Below are 15,497 nucleotides of genomic sequence, written 5' to 3' on the forward strand. Positions count from 1 at the left end.
GGCGAATCGTCCGGGTCGATTAGGGACCGGGAGGTTAGCGCATAACGGTGTTTACTCGTAGAGTGGAACTGAGGCATGTGGCGACGTATTTGTTCGCGCCTTTCCAACCAAGGTTCGCATCGACTTCTTCTGCCAAGCCTCGCCGGGTCCTGAAGTGCTCCTAACGAGCCAGTTGGCGAACCAGATTGGCGGCCGAAGGATCGTTAGGTTCCAAAGCTCGAAGTTCATCCGCGTAGCGTTTCGCCGCCTCGATGGCCCCGGCGTCGCGTTCGAACGTCGCCATCGCGTAGAGACTTTCCCGGTGATAGCGATGCGCTTGCAAAACGCTCTGCAATACTTGCATCGCCTCGCTTCGCTGGCCATTGCTCGCGAGAGCAACCGCGTAGACGTAGCCGTTGCGAGGATCGGTTGAGCCGAGATCCGCCGCACGCTTCAGCTCCAGCAGGGCCTCCTGACCCCGCTTCATGCGCACGAGCCAGAGGCCGAGGGCATGATGTGCGGCCGCCACATCGGGTTGGCGCGCCACCATGTTTTGCAATACCGGTCCGCCGGAGAGGTCGCGGCCACTCGCCCGATAAAGATCCGCCAGCGTCACCGCAGCCGGCACGAAGTTGGCGTCGATATCGAGCGCCTTCTTCAACTCGGTTTCTGCTTCAGCTCCTCGACCGAGGGTCATGAAGAGAAGGCCGAGATTATGATGGGATTCGGGCCGCTCGGCATTGCTCTGCTGTGAAGCGATATACTCGGCGATGCCGCGCTCACGCTTTCGTCTTGCCTCATCCCCCAATTGCCCGGGATCGAGCGCGGCGAGCAACCGCGCGGCTTCGAGACGAACGTCGCGGACGGAATCGTCGAGCAGAGGTAACAGATCCGAAAGAGCGTCCGGTGGCGCGTTCCTGTAGACTCCGGCAGCGGCACGGCGGATGAGAGGATCGGAATCCCGAAGCAAGGATCGCAGTTTCTCGACCGTCTCGCGGTTCTGCGCGCGGTCGAACCGGGTGAGCGCGCTTGCGCGCGCAATCGCGGGCTGCGCGCGGTCGTTCGCCAACGCCATCAAACGTTCGCGCGCGCCGGGAGCACCTTCAGTGCCTGCCGCCAAAATCTCAGCATAATTCTGAAAAGGCGCATGAGGCGTCGGAAACCAGTTCCTGATCTGGTCGGCGGCCCATTGCGGCGTCTTCTCCGAATGACAATTGTTGCACGCATTCGGCGTACCAAACGCCGCGCTCAGATCGGGGCGCGGAATGCGTAGACTGTGATCGCGGCGCGGGTCGACGACCATGTAAGTGCGCGCAGGCATATGACAGGAAACGCATTCGGCTCCAGTCGAGCTCGGTTCGTGATGGTGATGGCTTACCGCCTCGAACTTCTCGGCGCTGTGACATTGAAGACAGACACCGTTTCCAGCGGCTCTGAGTTTCAAGCTGTGCGGCTCATGGCAGTCGCTGCAAGTCACGCCAGCATGGAACATCCTGCTCTGCAGAAAAGAGCCGTACTCGTAGACTTCATCGCGGATCTGTCCATCCGGAAAATAGAGCCCCTGATCGAGCGAGGATACCCGTTGACCATTCCCGACAGGAGCTCCGGGATTGATGTTGCTCCAGATCGGTCCACGTCGCGAATGGCAAAAAGCACAGGTCTCGATCTCGCGCGTGCTCGTGCGCGGGTGGCTACGCGTACTGTTCCCCGTTGTGGAATCGAGCGCCCATGTCGCATCGCGACGCTCGTCGAGTACGTTCATGAGGCCCTTGTCTTTGATACTCTCCCATCCCGCCTGCCGCCGACTCCACGTGAGGTGCCGAGAGCCCGGTCCGTGACAGCTCTCGCAGGAGACGTTGATGTCGGAGAACGTCGTGGCATAGCTGTTGGTTTTGAGATCGTAGTTGCGGCGCAGATTGGTCGAATGACAATCCGCGCACATGTAATTCCAATTGTGCTGCAGCCCGGTCCAATGGAGCGGATCGCCCGCGCGAATGGTCTCGTCGGGGTAGAGATGAAACCAACGCTGTCCACCTTTTTCCTTCGGTCGTGCATCCCATGCAATCGAGAGGGCTTGCAGGCGACCGCCCGGTAATTCGACGAGATATTGCTGGAGCGGCGTCACCCCAAAAGTGAACTTCACGTCATAATCGTGCAGTGCGCCATCCGGGCCGTCAGTGCGAACCATGAACTTGTCGTCACGACGAAAGAAGGTGCTGATGACATCGCCATAGACGAATTTGGCATCGCGAAAATCGCCCAGCACGTTGGCCTCGGTTGCGTGTTGCATGGCGAGGGCATGGTGAGACGTCTTCCACGCCGTTGTCTCCACTTGGTGACAACCGGCGCAGGCCTCGCCGCCAACGTAGGTGGCGCCCGGAGCCGCGATGGGCAACGATGCCGCAGCAACCTGCGTTGGAGGCAACAGAGGCTCAGCAGGAGCGTTTGGGGGTAGGAGGAAAACATAACCACCAACGGTCATCGCCACCGCCGCAATGGCCAACGCGGCGGCGAGCAGCCACTTCTTGCGGGATGCCGCAGGAGATGTCTCATCTTCCGTGCGAGCAGGCGTACGCACGTTGCTCTTGGGCCTATCCACTTTGGAAGAAGTCCGTCTGCCGCCTCTTCGCGTCACGCCAGCTCTCTCTTCTTCATTTCGTCGGGGCACTTCTGGACCACGAAAGATGCAGTGGGCGAGAATGGGGGATACGGGGGGCACCACCTCATTCAGGCAAGTGGAGCATCTGCAGGTCCGATCAAGTATCTTCCCATCAAAGTGCTCGCTAAAGGCGAGCCCTCTTCAGCGGCCCATGACTTCAAACGGCCTGGATGTCATTCAGGGCTCTGCAGGGCTTAAAACGACCTGAACTGTTCCAAATCCAGTTTGAGATATGGCGAGAGAGAAAACCGCTGGATTTGTAAATCTTTGAGTGTGCGGCGCAATTAGTGCGGCTCTGACTTAGAATCCCGGAGATTGGGTAGTTGGCTGGGGCGCCAGGATTCGAACCTGGGAATGGCGGTACCAAAAACCGCTGCCTTACCGCTTGGCGACGCCCCAATGCGCTTCGCGAAACGCGGTCTACATAGTCGGCATAGAGGCTGCTGGCAACCTCGTTTGTCGAAGTTCGCGGGAGATGATTTTTTCGTCACCTTTACGCTTGCAGGACACCCATCCCGTCGCTATAACGCGGCCTCCCGATGATTTCGGTGTCGGAGTGTAGCGCAGTCTGGTAGCGCACTACGTTCGGGACGTAGGGGTCGCAGGTTCAAATCCTGCCACTCCGACCAATCAACCTAAGGGTTTGAGCGGTCAGGCCGAAATCAATTACCCAAGATTATGACAACTTGGGGTATGGCATTTCCTTCACGCTCATTAAAAAGCTTTTGCTTGCGGCGCCTTGTAGGCGCGGCAAATCCCTAACTATCTTCGACACCACGCACATTCCCAAACGGAACGCATCTTGCGGGATAGAAATCCTATGATTTAATCAGTTTTCAATCTTGGCACCCTTCCAAAATTTGGCTCTCGGGCGTAGCATTCGGACCTTGGGCGTGGAGAGCAAACTGACCGATTAAGTTCGCCTCATGAATTATCGCGAACGGATCGGCGGGGAGGACGTGATATGACGGATGAAGAAGTTGAGATCGTGGCGGAAGAGCTTGCCAAGATCGGCGGGACGTCTTGGTATCCTGGCCGTGAGAGCAGCAGCATCCTTCGCGTGATCTCAGACCGGTATCGTGACAGGGCGCGGGCCGCGATTGCCGCTCTCGACCGGTATCGGGTCCGGCAAGGCACTTCCACTTCCGACATGAGCAACGCCACTGCGGTCAAGCAGGAAGAGCCGAAGCCGATTTCTTCGCCTGCCAAGGAGGGAATCACGGTGGGTGATACGGTTGTCTATCGACCGCCGTCTGATCGCCGGGCCTATTCCTGCACCGTCGAGGCAACAAGGGATGGAGAAGCCTATCTCGTCCTCAATCGTCGTGAGGGCGTGGGTTGGGTTCCGATTCCCGAACTTCTCCAGGTCGCCTCCGAGCAGGAGGCCGCAGCACGAGATGTCAGCGGCGAACGAGAACAGACTTCCAAGGCTTGAGCGGAGAGCCGCGAGAAACGTCCCAGGTCCTGAAAGCCATAAAAAAGCCGCCCAAAGGCGGCTTTTCTCATTTTGGAATTGCGTCGTCGTTATCGCGCGTTGCGCCGTGCAACGGCCCAACCGGTCTGCATCAGTGCGATCGCGAGCGCTGTCTTGAGAACGGTTGCAGCGGCGAATGGGGCTGCGCCGAAAGCCCATGCCTTGAGGAAGGGCATCCACATGGACATCCAGCCGAGGCCGAAGGCGAAAATGACCGCATGGCCGATGGTCATCATGACGATGACGCGGGCAAGCGAGCGATCCCAGCCCTTCTCGGCCATGAAACCCATGACCAGAGCCGAAGCCAGGAAGCCCATCAGGAAGCCGCCAGTCGGGCCGGCGAAGTAGCCGATGCCGGCCGCCATCGGCGGGGTGTTGGCGAAAACCGGCAGGCCCATGGCGCCTTGGGCGAGATAGAGGGCGACGGTCGCCGCGCCGAGGCGCAAGCCGTAGGTCGCCCCAATGACGAGGACGACGAACGTCTGCATCGTCATGGGAACCGGGTGGAAGGGGATCTGGACCTTCGCGGACAAGGTCAGAAGAGCCGAGCCGACGACCATCAGAACGACGGCGCGCAGAGCGGCGAAGCGGACATCATCCTTGGCGGGCCAGAACTGGCCGGCAAGGGTCGGCGAAGGCAGCGAAGATGCGCCAATGGACATTTCAGTCTCCAGAACTTACGCCGCTTCGACGGCGGCTCACAAAGCCTTATAGGAGGGTCGGACGGACGCCTCAAGATGACGGCGCCTTATGTCCAGTCCTAAAGCGGGATGCCTCGATGTCCGACGATCTTGTTTTCGATACCGGCTTTTCGACGCCAGCGGATGAATGCGTGCGCCTCAGCCCGCTGGTGCGCCGGATCGTGGCGAACAATCCGGGGCCGATCACATTCACCGGCACCTGCAGCTACATCGTGGGGCAAGGCCGCGTGGCGATCATCGATCCCGGCCCCGATCTCGCCGGTCACGTGGAAGCCCTGCTGAAGGCTGTGCGCGGTGAAACGGTCACGCATATTCTGGTTTCGCACACCCACAGAGATCATTCGCCCGCCGCCCGTGCGTTGAAGGAAGCGACCGGCGCGCTTCTCGTCGGCTGCGGCGTTCACCGCAGCGCACGACCCTTGGGCCTCGGCGAGGCCAATATGCTCGAAGCGAGTTCGGACAAGAATTATGCGCCCGAGCAAGAACTCTTCGAAGGCGATACCGTCGAGGGGCCGGGATGGCGGCTCTCCGCGGTCGCAACTCCAGGGCACATGGCCAATCATTTAGCCTTCGCCCTGCCCGAGGAGCGGACGTTGTTCTCGGCGGACCACGTCATGGCCTGGTCCACCTCGGTCGTCGCGCCCCCCGACGGGGCGATGAGCGATTACATGGCCTCCCTCGAAAAATTGCGCACGCGCGATGACGACATCTATTGGCCGGGACATGGCGGCCCGGTGCGCGACCCGCAGCGTTTCGTGCGAGCCCTGAGCCATCACCGCCGCCAGAGGGAGGCGTCGATCCTCAACCGCCTCAATGCTGGCGACCGCACGATTGCAGCCATCGTCGCGGCCATTTATCAGGGCCTGAAGCCGGCTTTGATCGGCGCGGCGAGCCTGTCGGTTTTCGCGCATCTGGAGGATCTCGTGACGCGAGGGATCGTCCGCACCGACGGCGAACCCACGCTCTCGAGCGAATATCGGCTCGCTTGAGCCGGCATCGTCATTTGGCGGCAATCGCGAGATCTGAAACCTGGTCCAGAAAAACACGAATGCGTTGGGCGTTCGTGCCGAAATCCCATTTCCCGAGGCGGGATGCTGACCGGATGTCGATTCTCGCACCATCTGCGCGCGGGCGTACCCGCACGGTCACATCCTCAGGCAATCTGAGAAGAAAAGTTCTATCGACGGCGTCGAGGTGCCCGATCCCGAGCCGCCCCGCAGGCGGGCGCGTCTCGATGACCTGCCAACCGAGATTGGCAACCGCCTTCTGCACCAGCGCGAAGGCTTCAGCAGGCCCCATATCAAGCGAAAGCGGAGCGACTTCCCGATAGGCCGCGCGCTGGGCCTCGCGTGATTGAGGCAATGGTTCGAGGGGAACCCATCCGTGCCGCGCGGCGAGGACCGCCTGAGAGCGCGAGAAGCCCGGAGGGGAGTCGATGTCTGTACTCACGTCGTTGATCGGTGGAAGGCTCATTCCCTTCACCGCGAACCAGGCGGGGTAGGCGAGCAAAGCCAAGGCAAGGAGGATGCCGCGAATTGCGCTGTCTAGGCCGCGCCTGCCCTCTTGCCAGATTCGGACGAAGGCCACGAACGAGAGAAAAATCGCCAGAAGCGCGAAGCACAACCCGGCTCCGAGCGCGATAAATCCCGCATGCTCGTCGATGAAATCAAATCGAATAAACAATGTCGCCAGGATAGCAACGGCAATGGCGAGCCACGCAACCATGGGCGACCATTTCGCGGGACGGGAAACAGGTTCCTCGATGATGAGATGACGCATGACGCTCAAAACCTAGAGCATTTTCCGCGAAAGTGGATTCATGCCGCGAAAAACACGTTAAATCAAAACGATAACAGGGCGCGCGGTCTGAAAATCATGAATGCGGGCAACTTGTCGCTAGGTGCCTCTCAGCACATCGCCATTCCATATTTTGCCTCTTAATCGTTCTGATATAAACTGTTTCGCGTTTACGAGGACGTCTCGCATTGAATTCACTTGCTCCCTCGGATCAGCACGCCGATCCGCTGCGTATCTGGTTCCGCTTCGTGCGCCTGCACCGGCGGGCGCTGAACACCGTCTCCATACGGCTCAGGGAGATCGGTCTTTCGATTCCCCAGTTCGATCTTCTTTCTACGCTCACGGAGCAGGAAGGGCTGAGCCAGCAGGATCTCGCAGAACGCCTCTATGTCACGAAGGGTAATGTTTCCGGCCTGCTCGACAGGATGGTGGAAGCGGGCCTCGTGGAACGCCGCTCAATCCCCGGCGATCGTCGCTCCAACGCGCTCTTTCTGACCACCAAGGGGCGGCAATTGGCTGAACGGGGCATTGCCGCACAACACGCCTATGTGGCCGAAACGCTTGGGACGCTCGGAGATCGGGATCTCGTCGAGCTGGAGCGTATCGTGCTCGCCTGGCGAGAGAAGGCGCGCAATCTTGAAGAGCAAATCGCTAAAACAAAAGACTAGGCCGATGTTCGACAGGGGCACCTTCGCAAGATCTTTTTGAGCCCCTTGTCGGGTATTCGACATCACCAATGAAAACGAAATTGAGTCGGCAGACGCGAAATGTTCTCGCGATGAGTGCGTAGGAGAGCGCTGTCACGATGCCGTGACGTTAATCTGCGGTTAAGCATCCACAAGACAAAAACCAGTCAAGCCAGCGAATGATCATGGTCTTGCCTCTAAGTCGTCACGACCATCCCGATCATGAAGGCACGTTGTTCTGAAGAACAGCTTCGTTAAAACCTTAGGGATGAATAACCATGATTTCGAAGAGGGCAAAGCCTAACCAATCCGAGCTTTCGAAGGCAGCGCACTGTTCCGGCGAGCAGGAAAACGCCTTCAAGCCTGTCGCTCTCCCGGCCGTGGTTGCAGCGATGCAGGCGAACCGCGCTCCCGTAAGTCGTACCAAACGAAAAGAGCTTCCTGCGATCTTGCGACAGGAAGCTCTCACCGATTGACAATCCGATCAGGGCGCCTTCGCGGCGCCCTTTTTATTTTATCGGACGATGACCTTCGCGTTGGCGCCGACCCGGTTGTAGAGATCGACTACGTCGATGTTCTTCATACGGATGCAGCCTGACGAAACGGCAAGCCCGATTTTTTCCGGCTCGTTGGTGCCGTGGATGCGATACAGCGTGTCCCGATTGTCGCCGTCATAAAGATAGAGCGCACGCGCGCCGAGGGGGTTTTCCGGCCCGCCCTTGGTGAAGCGCACATGTGGCCAGCGGGCCTTCATTTCAGGAGGCGGGTTCCAATCCGGCCATTCCGCCTTGCGGGCAACGCGCGCGATGCCCGTCCAGCCATAGGCCTCGTCGCCGACAGCAACGCCATAACGGATGACCTTCTTGCCGGGCAGAACGTAGTAGAGAAACCGCTCTTTCGTATCGACGACGACCGTGCCAGGCTCTTCGCCCGTCGTGTCATCCATCAGGTAACGCCCATAACGCAAATCTTCCTGCGCCTTCGGCACGAGCGCCATGAACTCCGCGTCGCGAGCCGACAATTCGGGTTCGGGAACCCCTTTGAAAGTGCACCCGGCAATAGTGACCGACGCTGCCAGGAGAAGAGATAGGCCCGAGAACCGCATGAGACAAAGCCTTGCTTCGCTGCAAAAAGAGCAGCACTGTTTCAAATACAAAGGGCGTGAATGACCCAATCGCAACGAGGCGCCGAATCAAGCTCAACTTGCCACGATTTGTCCCTGAAGAGTGTTGCACAGCAACAACATGGGCGGCCACACAAGTCTGGCAACACTATAATGTTCTCTATCGAGGCGCGCCATGACCACTCTTTATCTCAGCCACCCCGCTGCTCTGGACCATCAAACGCCGCTCGGTCACCCCGAACGCGCGGATCGGATTCGCGCGATCGAGGCCGCTCTGGAGCAGGAGCGTTTCGCCGCGCTCGTTCGCGAGGCAGCTCCCATGGCAGAACTCGAGAACATCACGCTCGTTCATCCGGAACACTACGTCCTGACGATTCGCGATACCTGTCCTCGCGAGGGCCTTGTGCGTATCGACGAGGACACCGTCATGTCTCCCGGCACATATGAAGCGGCGTTGCGAGGTGCCGGAGGAGCCGTCCGAGCGGTCGACGAGGTCATGACGGGGCAGGTGACGAATGCTTTCGTCGCCATGCGCCCTCCGGGCCATCACGCCGAACGTACGCGCGCCATGGGTTTCTGCTTCTTCAACAATGCTGCCATCGCAGCACGCCACGCGCAGCACCACCACGGCGCGAAGCGAGTCGCGATTCTCGATTGGGACGTCCATCACGGCAACGGAACGCAGGACATTTTCTGGAGCGACGCGAGCGTTTTGTATTGCTCGACGCATGAGGCCCCACTTTACCCCGGCACGGGCGCAGCGGATGAGGAAGGCCAATACGGCAACATCGTCAACGCGCCACTTCACTCAGGCGACGGCAGTCAGGCTTTTCGAGACGCGCTGGAGGACAAAATTCTACCGCGCATCGATGCTTTCAAACCCGACCTCATTGTCATTTCAGCAGGGTTCGATGCCCATTGGCGTGATCCATTGGCGAGCCTGCAACTGACCGAAGCCGACTTCGCCTGGGCGACCAGGAAACTGATGGAACTCGCTGCGATTCATTGTGGGGATCGGATCGTCTCGGTGCTCGAAGGCGGGTACGATCTTGAAGGCCTGGCGAAGTCTGCGGCGGCTCATGTAGACGCCCTTCTCGGGCACTAGAACTTGGATCGTGCCTCTTTGAAGCACGATCAAGTTCTAAATCCCTATTGCCGCATGATCCGAGCGAACAACCGGTTTCCCCTTGTTCTGATCGCGCTCTAGGCCCTTAGAGCTCTACAGCCGGGGTATGCGGACGGAATGTCCGATTGCTGAGGGTCGACAGTTGACGCAGCAGCTCTCCGAGCGCGAAGGCCCGTGTCGCGGAAATCGCGGCGAGAATGAACAAAGCCATCTCGGCAGACCCCTTGCTGGCGACTACCGCCGCGAGAGCGCTTACTAGAAGCGCAATGCCGTGGATCAAAACAAGGCGCTTCTGCTGCGGATACATGGCGCAGGAATCGTTCAGCGGAGCGCCTAGCGCCACGAAAAGCTGGAACGCTGCCACCACGGGCACGACCTTCGGCAGATCCGCGAGTTCGGTCATATCGAGCCACGGATCGACCGCCACGATCAAGCTCGCGACCACCGCGTAGGCCAGTCCGATGAGAGCGATCAGCGCAACCATCATATGGCGACCGAATACAGCCCCTGCTTTTTCTGCGGACGGACGCAGACGATGGAGGAAAATGGGCGTCGATGCCGCCGTGATGATCTGCGTCGGCACGTCGAAGATGCGATAGCCAAACGCCACCAGACCGGCCAGCGCAGCATCTCCCGCAAGCGGCGTGATCATGAGAGGCGACATGACGAAGGCGAGTGAAAGGAACGCGCCCGGGAGATTGTAGAGCGGGAGCCCTTTCCATCGTGCGGCGGTCGCACCGAGATCGGTCATAGACCAGCCGCGGCGCAAGACGCCGAAATGTCGCCTGTTGCGCCAAAGGAGATACACCACGCCGCTGGCATGACCCACTATGTCGGCCAGCGCGAAACAAATTGCGTCGTCGTTCAGCGGAGAGACTACGAAAAGAACGAGCGCCACCGGCTGAAAAATCGATTGAACGAGGGAGGCACGTCCGATTGCCTTGAAGTCCCCTTCCCGTGTGGTCACAGCGAACGCCAGCCGCAAGAGAGCGCGCGCCAGGATCGCCACGGGGAGGAAGAGGATCAGCTGCATTCTCATGAGACCGATCTCGCCGGCCCCGATCGCCAGAACCGCTGCGAGGATCCATAGTACACCGCCAACAACGATGCAGAGCCTGAGAGCCTTGGTCGCTTCCTCATCGGTCGCCGCGGCAACGATGGCGGTATCGAAGCGCAGAAAGATGGCGATCCAGATCAGGGTCGCGACGGATTGATAGACCCCGAATTCCGCGAAAGCCTCGATGCTGACGAACCAGGCCGCTACGATCAGCGTGACGACAGACATCGCCCTGGCGCCGAAGAGGCGGAAGGCGAGACGCGCCGCGTCGCGACCGGGCTCGCCCGTGATAAGGCCTTCCGCCATATGACGCGCGGTCGCGACCAGACTCAGGATTCTGGATCCGCCGTCAGAAGTCTTATTCGCCGATTTCGTCGATGGAGCGGTTCCCATGGGGGCTGACCCTACAGCCTGGCCACGGTCCGTTTCCGAAGGATTATGGTTCAATGAGGCGACTATTTCGTATTGAGATTCGTTAAAGCCGCTATCGCGAGGCTTAGCATTCCAGGGGCTCCTCGTCGACGAGCGAAATTCCAAAACCGCTCAGACCGACGTAAGACCGTGAAGATGTGGCGAGATTACGGATGGAGACCACTCCGAGATCCCGCAAAATCTGCGCACCGACTCCGATTTCCCGCCATTGGTTCATACGCGTGTTCTCGGAAGCCGTCGTCTCGGAATCGTTGAAATGGGTCGTCGGAACACCGGCCGTGCCATCGCGCAGATAGACGAGGACGCCCCGTCCCTCCTTGGCGAAGCGTTGCATGGCGGCTGTGATTGTCTTGCCGCCTTCGAAAATATCCGCAACGACATTGGCCCGGTGCAGCCGCGCCAGAATGCCGGCGCCATCTCCGATGCGGCCATGGACCAGCGCCACATGCTGGACAGCGTCGAAAGGCGTCGAATAGGCATAACCCGTAAACTCGCCCCATTCGGTGGCGACCGGGAAAGTCGCAATCCGCTCAACGAGCTTTTCGCGGGCCTGGCGGTAAGCGATCAGGTCTGCGACCGAGAGTCGCTTGAGATCGTGCTTCTGGGCGAAGGTCGTGATCTGCTCGCCCTTCATCACGGTGCCGTCGTCGTTGGCGAGCTCGCAGATGACGCCGACCGGCGGCAGGTTGGCGAGCTTGCAGAGATCGACGGCGGCCTCGGTATGGCCTGAGCGCATCAGAACGCCGCCGTCCTTGGCGATGAGCGGGAAGACATGGCCCGGGCGCACGAAATCGGCCGCGCCCATGTTGTGGTTGGCGAGCGCACGAACCGTGTTGGTGCGCTGCTCCGCCGAGATGCCGGTCGTGAGTCCATGACGTACATCCACGGTGACCGTGAAAGCGGTTCCCAGCGGAGCATCGTTCGCGGGCACCATCGGATCGAGCCGCAGGCGCTTGGCCTCGGCGACAGTGAGCGGTGCACAGACGATGCCGCAGGTATTGCGGATGATGAAAGCCATTTTTTCGGGCGTGCAGAGCGACGCGGCGACGATGAGATCGCCTTCGTTCTCACGGTCGTCGTCATCCGTCACGATGACGATCTCGCCCTTGGCGAATGCCTCGATGGCTTCGGTGACGTTGTGACTCATCGTATCCTCCCCCCGAATATCGGGGTGCGGCATGGCTTCCTGAAGCGGGAAAAGCAGCCCGCAACCGATGCAAGCCGACGCGGCTATAGCATCTCAGCTAGGGTGAGGGAAAGCTCTTCTCAAAGGGCCAGACCGGCCCGTTCCCAACCTGTCCGCGGTGTCGCAAGAGGTGGTCGGCAAGGACGCAAGCGACCATCGCCTCGCCCACCGGAACGGCCCTGATCCCCACGCACGGATCATGACGGCCCTTGGTCGACACATCCGCTGGCTCGCCATGGCGGGTCACACTTGCGCGCGGGGTCAAAATCGACGAGGTCGGCTTGACCGCGAAACGACACACGACCGGCTGCCCGGTGGAAATGCCGCCCAGGACGCCCCCGGCATGATTGGACCGGAAGACAGGCGCGCGCTCGTTGCCGGGACGCATTTCATCGGCGTTTTCCTCGCCGCGCAGGCTGGCCGCTCCGAAACCGTCACCGATCTCGACACCCTTGACGGCATTGATGGACATCAGTGCCGCCGCCAGATCCGCATCGAGCTTGCCGTAGATCGGCGCGCCGAGACCTGCCGGCACACCTTCCGCGACGACTTCAAGCACGGCGCCGATCGACGAGCCCTCCTTGCGGAGTTCGTCGAGATAGCTCTCATAGAAAGCCGCCGCTTCCGAATCCGGGCAGAAAAACGCGTTCTTCGAGACCTCGTCCCAGTCCCACAGATTCCGGTTGATCGGGTGTGGTCCCATCTGCACGAGAGCGCCTCGTATGGTGATGCCGCCGATCACTTTTCTGGCAACGGCCCCGGCCGCTACCCGCGCTGCCGTCTCCCGTGCCGAAGAACGGCCGCCGCCGCGATAATCCCGAATGCCGTATTTCGCGTCATAAGTGAAATCGGCATGTCCGGGACGGTAGGAGTCCTTGATTTCGGAATAATCCTTCGAACGCTGATCGACGTTCTCGATCATCAACGCGATGGGCGTGCCCGTCGTGACCTGCCGCCCCGTTCGCTCGTCCATGAACACGCCGGAGAGGATCTTGACCTCGTCCGGCTCGCGTCGCTGCGTCGTAAAGCGCGACTGGCCCGGACGTCGGCGATCGAGCTCAGCCTGAATTTCCGACGCTTCCAGCGGGATCAGAGGCGGACAGCCGTCGATGACGCAGCCGAGGGCTGGGCCATGGCTTTCGCCGAAGGTGGTGACGCGGAAAAGATGACCGAAGGTATTGTGGGACATGGCGCTACACGGATGTTCAGGGCGTCTTAGAACCAAAGCGCCCAAGTGTCACGCACGCCGTACGTCCGGGTCACCATCTTCCCGGGGGCACTTCGCCTCCGCTCGAGTGTGAAGCGGAGGCCTCCGACGCCGCTATTCGACGCGAATTCGATAAGTATAGGTCCAGATCGTCTCGGGGCCGGTATCGGTCGACTGCCAGGGTACGTCAAAGACGACCTCGTCATTTCCTTTGAACCCCTTCTTCGGCGTGTAGACGTAAGCCAGCCCGCGAACCTTTGTCCCCGGACAACGGGAGTCTTTGCCGAGCGCTTCTTCGTGGGGAACGATCCGGATGCTCCCGTTGCCAGGCGCCTGGCGAACCTTCACGTCGGGAATTTGCGACGGATAGCAGGTATCGACCTCGTACCCCAGAAACCCGCCGATGACGGAAATCGTATTCGCCTTGACCGTCCGATCGACCGTTTCGGCGAATGCCGAACCGGCCAAGAGGGTCAGCCCTGTCAAAACGACAGCAACGCGACGCATAGTAAGCTCCAGATTTGCAAGACTGTTGCAACTCTAGAGCATATTTTCCCATGAAACACAATGCTGAAGCGTGGCGACGTCACGCCCAATAGTGCTTGCGGCCCTCGATCACGAGCACCTTGCCCTGCCAGATGTCCATGTTGACCGCATGGCGTCTGTTGACACCACAAGCGACAGTGAGGAAGGCCCGCGCGACACCGCCGTGGCCGACCATCACCGTTTCGCGGGTGATGCCGTCGAGGATCGGAGCAACGCGCTCGGTCAGCATGGCGTAACTCTCGCCGCCGCCGGGAGGCGCGAAACCCCATTTGTCCCGTTCACGCGCCGCCGCTCCCTGCTGAGTCAGAGCGCGCACTTCCTTCCACGTGAGACCTTCCCACGCGCCGAAGGTGAGTTCAACGAGCCTGTCGTCCAGCCGATAGGCGGTCGGGTGCAACCCCAACGCCTCACGCATGATCTCCATGGTCTCGCGGGTGCGCAGCATGGGGCTCGACACGTAGTCGAGATCTTCCGGATGCGGCGTCAACGCCTGCAGGCGACGCCCGGCCTCTTCCGCCTGGACACGACCGAAATCGTTGAGCGGAATATCTTTCTGCCCCTGGAGCCGCCCTTCGAGATTCCAGTCCGTCTCACCGTGGCGGACAAAATAGATTGTCGGCCGAAGGCTGCTCACGCCCCTTCTTTGTCCAGGGACATATCCGGAGCCTCGGGGTTCTTCATGCCGACCACATGGTAGCCCGCATCCACATGGAGAATTTCGCCGGTCACGCCGCTCGACATGTCGGAGACGAGATATGCGGCCGTCTCACCGACCTCCTCGATAGTGACGGTACGGCGCAGGGGCGAGTTGTATTCGTTCCATTTCAGGATATAGCGGAAATCGCCAATGCCGGAGGCCGCCAGCGTCTTGATGGGGCCTGCCGAGATGGCGTTGACGCGGATTTTCTGCGGGCCGAGATCCGCCGCCATGTAGCGTACGGACGCTTCGAGAGCCGCCTTCGCAACGCCCATGACGTTGTAGTGCGGCATCCACTTCTCGGCGCCGTAATAGGTCAGCGTGAGAAGCGAACCGCCATTCGTCATCAGCTTTTCCGCGCGCTGCGCGATGGCCGTGAAGGAATAGCAGGAGATGTTGAGCGAGCGGTTGAAGTTGGCTTCCGAGGTCTCGACATAGCGGCCGGTCAGCTCATCCTTGTCGGAGAAGGCGATGCAGTGAACCAGAAAGTCGATGGTTCCCCACTTCTTCTGCAACTCGTCGAAGACAGCGTCGATGGTGGCGCCGTCGGTGACGTCGCAATGGCCGACCACGAGCGCATCGAGTTCCTTCGCCAGGGGCTCCACGCGTTTTTTAAGCGCATCGCCCTGGTAGGTGAAGGCGAGTTCCGCTCCGTGCTTGCGCGCGGCCTGGGCAATACCCCAGGCGATGGAGCGGTTGTTAGCAACCCCCATGATCAAGCCGCGCTTGCCAGCCAGAATGCCGGGCGACGTCGTCTCCGCCATGTAATCACCTAAATCGTCTTGAAGCCTTCGAAAGAGGGCTTCTTAGCCGAGGTGAGGGTCAGG

General features: G+C 60.3%; 14 protein-coding genes and 2 tRNA genes. 5 read left to right on the forward strand and 11 right to left on the reverse strand.

Annotated features, from left to right (window positions below; all coding sequences use genetic code 11):
* Positions 1-160: 160 nt before the first annotated feature.
* Positions 161-2,557, reverse strand: a complete 2,397-nt coding sequence (locus AB4072_RS02455) for a multiheme c-type cytochrome (protein ID WP_441965314.1) — start codon at positions 2,555-2,557, stop codon at positions 161-163.
* 405 nt (positions 2,558-2,962) lie between these two features.
* A tRNA-Gln gene (locus tag AB4072_RS02460) sits at positions 2,963-3,037 on the reverse strand.
* A 153-nt stretch (positions 3,038-3,190) separates the two neighbouring features.
* On the opposite strand from AB4072_RS02460, the gene AB4072_RS02465 reads away from it, so the two are divergent.
* A tRNA-Pro gene (locus tag AB4072_RS02465) sits at positions 3,191-3,267 on the forward strand.
* Between the two features lie 335 nt (positions 3,268-3,602).
* On the forward strand, positions 3,603-4,073 hold the full coding sequence (locus tag AB4072_RS02470) for a hypothetical protein (protein WP_441965315.1): 471 nt from the start codon (positions 3,603-3,605) through the stop codon (positions 4,071-4,073).
* Between the two features lie 89 nt (positions 4,074-4,162).
* Here the strand turns inward: AB4072_RS02470 and AB4072_RS02475 are convergent, their stop codons facing one another.
* Positions 4,163-4,774: a biotin transporter BioY gene (locus AB4072_RS02475; protein WP_441965316.1), complete on the reverse strand. Its 612-nt coding sequence runs from the start codon at positions 4,772-4,774 to the stop codon at positions 4,163-4,165.
* 116 nt (positions 4,775-4,890) lie between these two features.
* Here AB4072_RS02475 and AB4072_RS02480 point away from each other — a divergent pair, with 116 nt between their 5' ends.
* Complete coding sequence (locus AB4072_RS02480; protein ID WP_441965317.1) at positions 4,891-5,802, forward strand: MBL fold metallo-hydrolase; 912 nt, start codon at positions 4,891-4,893, stop codon at positions 5,800-5,802.
* Between the two features lie 10 nt (positions 5,803-5,812).
* Here the strand turns inward: AB4072_RS02480 and AB4072_RS02485 are convergent, their stop codons facing one another.
* Positions 5,813-6,592 carry a DUF1499 domain-containing protein gene (locus AB4072_RS02485; protein ID WP_441965318.1) on the reverse strand — a complete coding sequence of 260 codons (780 nt, stop codon included), beginning with the start codon at positions 6,590-6,592 and terminating at the stop codon, positions 5,813-5,815.
* Positions 6,593-6,798: 206 nt separating this feature from the next.
* Between AB4072_RS02485 and AB4072_RS02490 the strand changes: the two genes are divergently transcribed.
* On the forward strand, positions 6,799-7,278 hold the full coding sequence (locus AB4072_RS02490) for a MarR family winged helix-turn-helix transcriptional regulator (RefSeq protein WP_441965319.1): 480 nt from the start codon (positions 6,799-6,801) through the stop codon (positions 7,276-7,278).
* A gap of 532 nt (positions 7,279-7,810) precedes the next feature.
* Here AB4072_RS02490 and AB4072_RS02495 read toward each other — a convergent pair.
* Positions 7,811-8,401: a L,D-transpeptidase gene (locus tag AB4072_RS02495; RefSeq protein WP_441965320.1), complete on the reverse strand. Its 591-nt coding sequence runs from the start codon at positions 8,399-8,401 to the stop codon at positions 7,811-7,813.
* A 193-nt stretch (positions 8,402-8,594) separates the two neighbouring features.
* On the opposite strand from AB4072_RS02495, the gene AB4072_RS02500 reads away from it, so the two are divergent.
* Complete coding sequence (locus AB4072_RS02500; RefSeq protein ID WP_441965321.1) at positions 8,595-9,524, forward strand: histone deacetylase family protein; 930 nt, start codon at positions 8,595-8,597, stop codon at positions 9,522-9,524.
* Positions 9,525-9,630: 106 nt separating this feature from the next.
* Here AB4072_RS02500 and AB4072_RS02505 read toward each other — a convergent pair whose 3' ends face one another.
* The 6 genes from AB4072_RS02505 to fabI form a co-directional block, all read right to left on the reverse strand.
* On the reverse strand, positions 9,631-10,995 hold the full coding sequence (locus AB4072_RS02505) for a lipopolysaccharide biosynthesis protein (protein WP_441965322.1): 1,365 nt from the start codon (positions 10,993-10,995) through the stop codon (positions 9,631-9,633).
* Positions 10,996-11,098: 103 nt separating this feature from the next.
* The gene (gene ribB / locus AB4072_RS02510) at positions 11,099-12,214 is read right to left on the reverse strand and encodes a 3,4-dihydroxy-2-butanone-4-phosphate synthase (RefSeq protein ID WP_441965323.1); all 1,116 of its coding nucleotides are present in this window, start codon (positions 12,212-12,214) and stop codon (positions 11,099-11,101) included.
* 64 nt (positions 12,215-12,278) lie between these two features.
* Positions 12,279-13,409 carry a chorismate synthase gene (aroC, locus tag AB4072_RS02515; RefSeq protein ID WP_441965324.1) on the reverse strand — a complete coding sequence of 377 codons (1,131 nt, stop codon included), beginning with the start codon at positions 13,407-13,409 and terminating at the stop codon, positions 12,279-12,281.
* 132 nt (positions 13,410-13,541) lie between these two features.
* Complete coding sequence (locus AB4072_RS02520; RefSeq protein WP_441965325.1) at positions 13,542-13,934, reverse strand: hypothetical protein; 393 nt, start codon at positions 13,932-13,934, stop codon at positions 13,542-13,544.
* A gap of 79 nt (positions 13,935-14,013) precedes the next feature.
* A complete protein-coding gene (locus AB4072_RS02525; protein ID WP_441965326.1) occupies positions 14,014-14,607 on the reverse strand; it encodes a histidine phosphatase family protein in 594 nt (197 codons plus the stop codon).
* On the reverse strand, positions 14,604-15,434 hold the full coding sequence (gene fabI, locus AB4072_RS02530) for an enoyl-ACP reductase FabI (protein ID WP_441965327.1): 831 nt from the start codon (positions 15,432-15,434) through the stop codon (positions 14,604-14,606). The genes AB4072_RS02525 and fabI overlap by 4 nt, the downstream gene beginning before the upstream one ends.
* Between the last annotated feature and the right edge of the window lie 63 nt (positions 15,435-15,497).

Source organism: Microvirga sp. 2MCAF38 (genome assembly GCF_052115485.1).
Classification (GTDB): Bacteria; Pseudomonadota; Alphaproteobacteria; order Rhizobiales; family Beijerinckiaceae; genus Microvirga.

Coding starts and splice junctions, on each gene's coding strand:
- AB4072_RS02470 (WP_441965315.1), top strand. CDS start 3,603: ATGACGGATGAAGAAGTTGAGATCGTGGCGGAAGAGCTTGCCAAGATC.
- AB4072_RS02475 (WP_441965316.1), bottom strand. CDS start 4,774: ATGTCCATTGGCGCATCTTCGCTGCCTTCGCCGACCCTTGCCGGCCAG.
- AB4072_RS02480 (WP_441965317.1), top strand. CDS start 4,891: ATGTCCGACGATCTTGTTTTCGATACCGGCTTTTCGACGCCAGCGGAT.
- AB4072_RS02485 (WP_441965318.1), bottom strand. CDS start 6,592: ATGCGTCATCTCATCATCGAGGAACCTGTTTCCCGTCCCGCGAAATGG.
- AB4072_RS02495 (WP_441965320.1), bottom strand. CDS start 8,401: ATGCGGTTCTCGGGCCTATCTCTTCTCCTGGCAGCGTCGGTCACTATT.
- AB4072_RS02500 (WP_441965321.1), top strand. CDS start 8,595: ATGACCACTCTTTATCTCAGCCACCCCGCTGCTCTGGACCATCAAACG.
- AB4072_RS02505 (WP_441965322.1), bottom strand. CDS start 10,995: ATGGGAACCGCTCCATCGACGAAATCGGCGAATAAGACTTCTGACGGC.
- ribB (WP_441965323.1), bottom strand. CDS start 12,214: ATGCCGCACCCCGATATTCGGGGGGAGGATACGATGAGTCACAACGTC.
- aroC (WP_441965324.1), bottom strand. CDS start 13,409: ATGTCCCACAATACCTTCGGTCATCTTTTCCGCGTCACCACCTTCGGC.
- AB4072_RS02520 (WP_441965325.1), bottom strand. CDS start 13,934: ATGCGTCGCGTTGCTGTCGTTTTGACAGGGCTGACCCTCTTGGCCGGT.
- fabI (WP_441965327.1), bottom strand. CDS start 15,434: ATGGCGGAGACGACGTCGCCCGGCATTCTGGCTGGCAAGCGCGGCTTG.